Source organism: Sandarakinorhabdus limnophila DSM 17366, from assembly GCF_945882885.1.
In the GTDB taxonomy this organism is placed as follows: Bacteria; Pseudomonadota; Alphaproteobacteria; order Sphingomonadales; family Sphingomonadaceae; genus Sandarakinorhabdus; species Sandarakinorhabdus limnophila_A.
Map to the genome: position 1 here is coordinate 1 of NZ_CAMCWT010000120.1, position 3,139 is coordinate 3,139.

At 63.5% G+C, this 3,139-nt stretch carries 2 protein-coding genes and 1 pseudogene; 2 read left to right on the forward strand and 1 reads right to left on the reverse strand.

The genetic code is table 11. The features are described 5' to 3' along the window. Window positions 1–1,497: glutamine-hydrolyzing GMP synthase (gene guaA / locus Q7O19_RS13455; protein ID WP_303810994.1), on the forward strand; the 1,497-nt coding region annotated here is incomplete at its 5' end. A gap of 22 nt (window positions 1,498–1,519) precedes the next feature. Then, a complete protein-coding gene (locus tag Q7O19_RS13460) occupies window positions 1,520–2,830 on the forward strand; it encodes an amino acid permease (protein ID WP_303810995.1) in 1,311 nt (436 codons plus the stop codon). 177 nt (window positions 2,831–3,007) lie between these two features. Here the strand turns inward: Q7O19_RS13460 and Q7O19_RS13465 are convergent. Next, a pseudogene (locus Q7O19_RS13465) lies at window positions 3,008–3,139 on the reverse strand (IS630 family transposase); the annotation flags it as partial.

Below are 3,139 nucleotides of genomic sequence, written 5' to 3' on the forward strand. Positions count from 1 at the left end.
ATCGCCCGGCGCATCCGCGAAGTTGGCGTTTATTGCGAGATCGTGCCCTTCGCCAAAGGCGGCGAGGCATACACACGGATGCAGCCCAAGGGCGTCATCCTGTCGGGCAGCCCGGCCAATATCAGCGATGAAAACGGTCCGCGCATCCCTGATGTCGTGCTGGCCGCCGACGTGCCGCTGCTTGGCATCTGTTATGGTGAACAATCGCTCTGCTATCAGCTCGGCGGTGCCGTAGTGGCCTCCGATCACCGCGAGTTCGGCCGCGCCGAAATCGATATTGTCGACGATTGTGCCTTCTTTGCCGGCGTGTGGGCCAAGGGTGACCGGCCGACCGTGTGGATGAGCCACGGCGACCGCATCGAGGCGATCCCCCCCGGCTTCCGCGCCGTGGCGGTGAGCGCCGGGGCGCCGTTCGCTGCCATCGCCAACGACGAAGCCCGCCGTTACGGCGTGCAGTTCCACCCCGAAGTGGTGCACACGCCCGATGGTGGCGCACTGCTGAAGAATTTCGTCGTCAATGTCTGCGGTATCACGCCGAACTGGTCGATGGCCGGCTTCCGTGCCTCCAAGATCGCCGAAATCCGCGAGCAGGTGGGATCGGCCAAGGTGATTTGCGGCCTGTCAGGCGGGGTCGATTCGGCTGTGGCCGCCGTGCTGATCCACGAAGCCATCGGCGATCAGCTCACTTGCGTGTTCGTCGATCATGGCCTGATGCGGTTGGGCGAAGCCAAACAGGTCGTCACCCTGTTCCGTGAACATTATCATATCCCACTGGTGCACGTGGAAGCCGAGGAATTGTTCCTTGGTGGCCTTGCCGGCGTCACCGATCCGGAAGCCAAGCGCAAGCTCATCGGCAAGACCTTCATCGAGGTGTTCGAGGCCGAAGCCAAGAAGATCGGCGGCGCTGATTTTTTGGCCCAAGGCACCCTCTATCCCGACGTGATCGAGAGCGTCTCCTTCACCGGCGGCCCCAGCGTGACGATCAAGAGCCACCACAATGTCGGCGGCCTGCCGGAACGCATGAACATGAAGCTGGTCGAACCGCTGCGCGAACTGTTCAAGGACGAAGTGCGCCGCCTGGGTGTCGAGCTCGGCCTGCCGCCAGCCTTCGTTGGCCGCCACCCGTTCCCCGGCCCCGGCCTCGCCATCCGCATCCCCGGCGAAGTCACCAAGGAAGCCTGCGACACGCTGCGCAAGGCTGATGCCGTCTATCTTGACGAGATCCGCAAGGCAGGGCTGTATGACGAGATCTGGCAGGCCTTTGCCGTGCTGCTGCCGGTGCGCACCGTCGGTGTGATGGGTGATGGCCGCACCTATGATCGGGTCTGCGGCCTGCGCGCTGTCACCAGCGTGGATGGCATGACCGCCGATGTCTACCCCTTCGAGGCCAGCTTCCTCACGCGCGCTGCCACCCGCATCGTCAACGAGGTGAAGGGTATCAACCGCGTGGTTTACGACTATACGTCAAAGCCGCCGGGCACCATCGAGTGGGAATGAGGCCGGCGATACGGGGACGGGAATGAGCGAAGCGGATACGACCCCGGCACTGGCGCGCACATTGAAGCGCCGGCATGTCACCATGATCACGCTGGGCGGCGTCATCGGCGCCGGCCTGTTCGTCGGCAGCAGCGCCGCCATCGCCTCGATCGGTCCGGCCGTGGTGATCAGCTATGCGCTGGCTGGTGCCATCGTGCTGATCGTGATGCGGGTGATCGCGGCGCTGGCCGTGGCCGTGCCGCATGCCGGCACCTTCACCGAATATGCCCGCGCCGGGCTGGGCCGCTGGGCCGGTTTCACCGCTGGTTGGCTCTATTGGTATTTCTGGGCGGTGGTGATCGGCATCGAGGCAATCGCCGGGGCCGGTATCGTCGCGCTCTGGGTTGATCTGCCGGTTTGGCTGATCGGCACCGTGCTCACCTTGCTGATGGCCGGTTCCAATCTGCTTTCGGCGCGCAGTTTCGGCGAGTTCGAATTCTGGTTTTCCACCATCAAGGTGGTGGCCATCGCGCTGTTCATTATCATCTGCAGCGTGTTCCTGTTCGGATCGCCGGCCTCCACTGGCATTGCCAATCTCACCAACGATGGTGGGCTGGCGCCGATGGGCTGGGGCGCAGTGATTGCTGGCGTCACCACGGTGATCTTTGCCCTGGTTGGCGCCGAGATCGTTACCGTTGCCGCAGCCGAAGCCGAGGATTCGGGCGATATGGTCGCCAAGATGGCGAGCACGCTGATCCTGCGCATCAGTGTCTTCTACATCGGCGCCATCAGCCTGATTGTCTGCATTGTGCCCTGGCGCAGTATCGTGGCCGGCCAATCACCCTTTGCCGCCGCGCTGGATGTGATCGGCGTGCCGGGCACGGCGCTGATGATGAACCTGCTGGTGCTGGTTGCCGTGCTGTCCTGCCTCAACTCTTCAATCTATGTCGCCAGCCGCGCGCTGTTCACGCTGGCCGCCAATGGCGATGCGCCGCGCTGGAGCGTGGCGGTGGACAGCCGCGGCGTACCGGCACGTTCCATCATCGCCTGCACATTGGTGGGCCTCGCCTGCGTGTTCGCTTCCGTGCTGTCACCGTCGCTGGTGTTCGCCTTCTTGGTCAATGCGTCCGGCGCCACCATGGTGTTCGTCTACTCGCTGGTTGTTGTCGCGGCGATCCGGATGGGTGTCGGCGGCGGCTTCCTGCGCTGGGGGCGGTTTGTGGCGGTTGCGGCCATGCTGGGCGTGCTGGCGGCCATGGCGCTTACCCCCGATCTGGCACCGCAATTCTGGGCCAGCATGGGCTTCCTCGGCCTCGTGCTGATCGCCGCGGCGGCCACGCGCAAGCGCCGCTGATCCGAACGGATTTCCAGCGCTAACCTGCTTGTTAGAAAAGGTTTCCGGCCTTCACTTTGCCGGCTTCCCGCCATTCAAACCGGATGGATTTTGCGGGACAGGATCAACCGACGTGAAGCGGCGGGCTCTTGATTGGCCGAAAGAGAGGGGCAGGAGAGCCATTAGAGCGGTTTCCAATCATTTGGGTTCATACCCGCACGATCTGAAGTAGTTTGCGCATTCGTTGGGTTGGAAGATATCGATGAGCCTGCCGATGAGGTCCCAGAGCCCAGTGACGGTTCGCTCGCCGATCTTTCTGAGCATGGCCTT